Genomic DNA, 4,921 nt, shown 5'->3' with positions numbered 1-4,921 from the left:
TCTGAAGCATCACCGTCCCGTTTTCAGGCCGCACGAACTGAGGCAGGAAGGCAAGGAAGAACAGAGCGGTCTTGGGGTTGAGCACTTCGGTCAGGACAGCCTGTCGAAACGCCTTCCCGGCAGAGATCGCAAGCGCGCCGGCAGCCGGGCCGCCTGGTGTTTTCTCCATGATCGCGCGAATGCCGAGATAAACCAGGTAGGCCGCGCCGATGTACTTTATGACGCTGAACAGCGTCGCCGATGCGGCGATGATCGCCGATATGCCGATCATGGCCATGACGGTGTGAAAGATGTCGCCGACAGCGATCCCAGCGCCGGTCGCGATGCCAACCTTGGTTCCGGAACTCGTTGCCCGCGCTATGGTAAGGAGCGTGGCCGGACCCGGGATGAAGACGAAGCCGAGCACAACCGCGACATAAGCAATCAGTGTAGCGAGATCGATCATCGGTCGATTTCTCCCGTAGGCTGCGCCTTACCCATCACCTTCAGCGCGAAGGAATAGGTGTAGGCGATCTCCTCCAGCCGCGAAAACCGGCCGGAGGCACCGGCATGGCCGGAATCCATGTTGATCTTGAACAGGACCGGATTGTCCCCGCTCTTGCGGTCGCGCAGCCGGGCCACCCATTTGGCCGGTTCCCAATAGGTGACGCGCGGATCGGTGAGACCGGCCAGCGCCAGGATCGGCGGATAGTCGTGATCAACGACATTGTCATAGGGCGAGTAGGCGGCAATGGTCCGGTAGTCGTCGGCGGACGCGATCGGGTTGCCCCATTCGGGCCATTCCGGCGGCGTCAGCGGCAGGGTCGCATCGAGCATGGTGGTGAGGACATCGACGAAGGGTACCTCGGCGACGATGCCGCCAAAACAATCCGGCGCCATGTTGGCGACGGCACCCATCAGCATGCCGCCGGCCGAACCGCCCTGGGCGACGATACGGTCATGCGCCGTGTAACGCTCCGTCACCAGATGGCGCGCGACGGCGATGAAATCGGTGAACGTGTTCATCTTGTTCTCCCGCTTGCCGTCATCGTACCAGCCATAGCCCTTGTCCTTGCCGCCGCGAACGTGAGCGATGGCGAAGACAAAGCCCCGGTCGACCAGCGAGAACCAGTTGGTGTTGAAGGCGGCCGGCACGGTGATGCCATAGGAGCCGTAGCCGTAAAGCAGGCAAGGTGCGGATCCGTCCAGCGGCGTGTCGCGATGGTGCAAAAGCGAGATCGGCACCAGTTCGCCATCGCTGGCCGGCGCCATCAGGCGCCGCGTGACATAGTGGTCCGCATCATGGCCGGATGGCACTTCCTGGGTCTTCAGCAGCACCCGCTCGCGGGTACGCATATTATAGTCGAACACCTGCGCAGGTGTCGTCATCGACGAATAGGAAAAGCGCATGATCTCGGTGTCGTACTCATAGGAACCCGACAGGCCGAGCGAGAAAGCCTCCTCGTCGAGGGACAAAAGATGCTCCTCGCCGCTGGTGCGGTCGTGCACGACGATGCGCGGCAGGCCTTCCTTGCGTTCGAGCCGAACCATGTGGTCTCTGAAGCCGATCACCGACAGGATCAGCCGGCCGGGTTCGTGCGGCACCAGTTCCTGCCAGTTGGCGCGCACGGGATCGCCCGCTGGTGCCGTCATGATCTTGAAGTCCTTGGCGCCGTCGGCATTGGTCAGGATGAAGAAGATATCGCCGCCTTCTTCCAGCTCGTACTGCAGGCCAATCTCGCGCGGCGACACCAGTTTCGGTTCGGCAAACGGATCGTCGGCGCGCATCAGGCGGTATTCCGAGGTCTCGTGGTCGTTGATGCCGATCATGATCCACTCGTTGTTGCGGGTGCCGTCGACATTCATGAAGAAGCCGGGATCGGTTTCCTCATAGATCAGCCGGTCGCTTTGCGGGCTGTCGCCAAGCGCATGGAACAGCACCTTCGACGGGCGGTGGTTGGGGTCGAGACGTGTATAGAAGAAGCCGTCATTGGCGGCGTTCCAGACACCTGAACCGCCGGTGTCGGGGATCTGGTCCGCAAGTTCCCTGCCGTCGGCAAGGTCACGCACGTGAAGCGTGTAGAATTCGGAGCCCTTGTCGTCGAATGCCCACAGCAGCCTTGCGTGGTCGGCCGAATGGTCGACGCCGCCAAGACGGAAATAGGCCTTGCCCGCGGCCTCCGCGTCACCATCGAGCAGGATATGCTCGGCACCGCCGTCTCGCGGCATGCGGAAATAGCGCGGCTGCTCGCCACCAAGTTTGAAGGACGAGCCATAGGCATAGGGCCCATCCTTCATCGGCACGGAAGAATCGTCTTCCTTGATACGGCCCTTCATCTCCTTGAAAAGCTGCTTTTGCAGTTCGACCGTGTCGGCCATCAGCTTCGACTGGTAGGCATTCTCCGCCTCGAGTTCTGCGCGGATTCCCGCATCGAGCAATGAGGGGTCGCGGAACATCTCCTGCCAGTTGCCGGCCCGCAGCCAGGCATAGTCGTCGGTTCGCGTGATGCCGTGATGCGTGTCGGAAACCGGCCGCTTCTCGGGCGTTGGCGGGCTGACGATCGGAAATATGGATGTCTTGGTCATTGCGTCTCGCTTTGCCAGTATCTTCAATGGGCCAGTATCTTCAATGGGCCAGTATCTTGAATGGACCATCTCGAATGGAGAATATCTTGAACGGCGAATGAACACGCCGATCAGGGCAGGTTCAAGAGCCGGAGCGTATGGATTGTGTCGGCTCCAGGAGATGAGCCGGGAGGAGAGATGATGACTATTTGGTCTCGGACTGCTGCGGCTTTCGCCGTTGCTTCACTAACTCTGGCCTTTGCCGGCCAGTCTCATGCGACCGTATTCGCGGCTTGGCAAGTGGCCAATGTGCCGTTCGGCGACACGCTCAATGTGCGCAAATACCCTTCGGGCGCATCCCAGAAGCAGGCGGCATATCCGAACGGGACCGTTCTGCAGATGACCGGGCGATGCACCGGCGGAATAAACCTGCTCGACATCGCCAACCAGCCGGCATGGAAGCAGGAACAAAAGATTCGTTTTCGCTGGTGCGAAGTCTGGCATGATCCGGCCCAGAACGGCAAATTCGTCACCGGCTGGGCGTATGGCAAATACATCACGCCGCATTGATTGATCCGGCAGCAATCAGCCGATCCGCCGGATGACAGGCATGTCGCCTGATTGCTTGCGTATGACCACGGCAACCTTTGGTTTTGTGGACAAATATGAACAACCAATATTGCCCGACGATAGCCAAGCAAAATCAAACATTAAAACCCATTTCGTGAGATGCCGCGAATGTAACGGTGAGCTGACGTTGCGTCAGCCGTTGCCGACGAGCGCGCGAAATATCGATAAATTACACAATGCACGAAAGATTGAAGCTGATCGCGGAATAATTGATCAATATCGTTCAATATAGCGTAAGGGCCGAATTGACTTACTTGGTCTGGGCGCTCATTGATGTGCCCGCGACACGAATCGTAGAAACTCTACCTGCACAAAATTCGTGCGATGCCCTGCTTGTAAAAAAGGGCGCAGATCGATGTAACTCTTGTTGGGGCCCGAAGACCATGGATATTGTCGAAACACCTTCCAGAAACAGCGATGCGCTGATCGAATTGACCGCCGATGTGGTGGCCGCCTATGTCAGTAACAATCCCGTGCCGGTCGGCGAATTGCCGAACCTGATATCCGATGTCCATGCTGCGCTCGGGCGTGTGGGCGGAACCGCCGAACAGCCGCCTGCCGACAAGCAGAAGCCGGCGGTCAACCCGAAGCGGTCGGTTCATGACGACTACATCGTCTGCCTTGAAGACGGCAAGAAGTTCAAGTCGCTGAAGCGCCATTTGATGACCCACTATGACCTGACACCGGACCAGTATCGCGAAAAGTGGAACCTTGACCCGACCTATCCGATGGTTGCACCCAACTATGCGGCTGCCCGGTCACAGCTTGCCAAGAAGATGGGCCTCGGCCGCAAGCGCAAAGCGCGGTAATCGCTGCCAGAGCAATTCAAGGAAAAGTGAAACGGTTTTCCCGGGAAAGCGCATAGAGCTCTCCCTTGGGAATTGCGTCAAAATAAGCCAGATCGGATCGACATCAACGGCGCCTTCGGGCGCCGTTTGATTTTTGCGCCGCGAGGCGCGGATCCGGTATGAAGGTGTCAGGCGGTCTGCTTGAGCGCTGCCTCGGCGTCGCGCTTGATGCGCTTGACCATCGAGCGAAGGCCGTTGGCGCGCTGCGGCGACAGATGTTCGTCGAGGCCGAGTTCTTTCAATGTCGCTTCCGCATCGGTCTGCTGGATTTCGCTGGCGGTCCTGCCGGAAAACAGCGCAAGTATGATCGCAACCAGTCCACGCACGATGTGAGCGTCCGAATCGCCCGTGAAGGTGATGACTGGGTCGGCTCCAGCCCCGCGTTCGGTGGTCAACCAGACCTGACTGACGCATCCCGGCACCTTGTTGGCGGCGCTGCGCTGCTCGTCGGGAAATGGCGGCAGCGCCTCGCCGAGTTCGATGACGTAGCGATAGCGGTCTTCCCATTCCTCGAGGAACGAAAAATCGTCGCGGATCGTCTGGATCGTGGTGGTCATAATGCCGGATATAGTCACGCGGCGGCTCCGCGTCACGGAAAAACAAGGACACCGCGGGCGTCGAGAGGGCAGACAGCCCGCGGTGCGCCGTCGAAGCGGCTTAATTCTGAGGCGGCAGGTTGACGGTCTCGGGCAAGACGATTTCTACGGGCAGGCTGCCGGTCATCGTCGACGTGTCGGGGCCGGCGGCGGACTTGTCGTCCATCATCGCTGCCGCGATCTTGGCGGTCTCCTTGGCGCGGGCGGTGATGGTGTGCATTGCCGACTTGCCGGTCTCGCAGACATCGGGCTTGCGTTCGCAAATGCCGGCGATATCGCCAACCGCTTCGCGTGCCGCAAACA

General features: G+C 59.7%; 7 protein-coding genes. 3 read left to right on the top strand and 4 right to left on the bottom strand.

The window, feature by feature from the left end; translation table 11 throughout:
- Both EN964_RS24260 and EN964_RS24255 read right to left on the bottom strand, forming a co-directional pair.
- Window positions 1-445 (bottom strand): LysE family translocator (locus EN964_RS24260; RefSeq protein WP_164775964.1); only part of this gene is annotated, 445 nt, incomplete at its 3' end.
- A complete protein-coding gene (locus EN964_RS24255; RefSeq protein ID WP_127268167.1) occupies window positions 442-2,565 on the bottom strand; it encodes a S9 family peptidase in 2,124 nt (707 codons plus the stop codon). The genes EN964_RS24260 and EN964_RS24255, both read right to left, overlap by 4 nt.
- A gap of 180 nt (window positions 2,566-2,745) precedes the next feature.
- On the opposite strand from EN964_RS24255, the gene EN964_RS24250 reads away from it, so the two are divergent.
- The 3 genes from EN964_RS24250 to EN964_RS24240 all read left to right on the top strand — a co-directional run bounded on the left by EN964_RS24250 (window position 2,746) and on the right by EN964_RS24240 (window position 3,983).
- The gene (locus EN964_RS24250) at window positions 2,746-3,114 is read left to right on the top strand and encodes an SH3 domain-containing protein (protein ID WP_127268166.1); all 369 of its coding nucleotides are present in this window, start codon (window positions 2,746-2,748) and stop codon (window positions 3,112-3,114) included.
- A 31-nt stretch (window positions 3,115-3,145) separates the two neighbouring features.
- Window positions 3,146-3,406, top strand: a complete 261-nt coding sequence (locus EN964_RS24245; RefSeq protein ID WP_127276813.1) for a hypothetical protein — start codon at window positions 3,146-3,148, stop codon at window positions 3,404-3,406.
- Window positions 3,407-3,557: 151 nt separating this feature from the next.
- Window positions 3,558-3,983 carry a MucR family transcriptional regulator gene (locus EN964_RS24240; RefSeq protein ID WP_013532660.1) on the top strand — a complete coding sequence of 142 codons (426 nt, stop codon included), beginning with the start codon at window positions 3,558-3,560 and terminating at the stop codon, window positions 3,981-3,983.
- A 167-nt stretch (window positions 3,984-4,150) separates the two neighbouring features.
- On the opposite strand, the gene EN964_RS24235 is transcribed toward EN964_RS24240, so the two are convergent.
- Both EN964_RS24235 and EN964_RS24230 read right to left on the bottom strand, forming a co-directional pair.
- Complete coding sequence (locus EN964_RS24235) at window positions 4,151-4,579, bottom strand: SufE family protein (RefSeq protein WP_127268169.1); 429 nt, start codon at window positions 4,577-4,579, stop codon at window positions 4,151-4,153.
- Window positions 4,580-4,679: 100 nt separating this feature from the next.
- Window positions 4,680-4,921, bottom strand: a 242-nt coding sequence (locus tag EN964_RS24230; RefSeq protein ID WP_127276811.1) for a DUF5330 domain-containing protein, incomplete at its 5' end; no start/stop codon positions are given.

Origin of the sequence: Mesorhizobium sp. M7A.F.Ca.CA.001.10.2.1 (genome assembly GCF_003998575.1) — a bacterium.
In the GTDB taxonomy this organism is placed as follows: Bacteria; Pseudomonadota; Alphaproteobacteria; order Rhizobiales; family Rhizobiaceae; genus Mesorhizobium.
The sequence above is the reverse complement of the archived record's forward strand: the minus strand, read 5'-3'. Positions and strand labels throughout refer to the sequence as shown.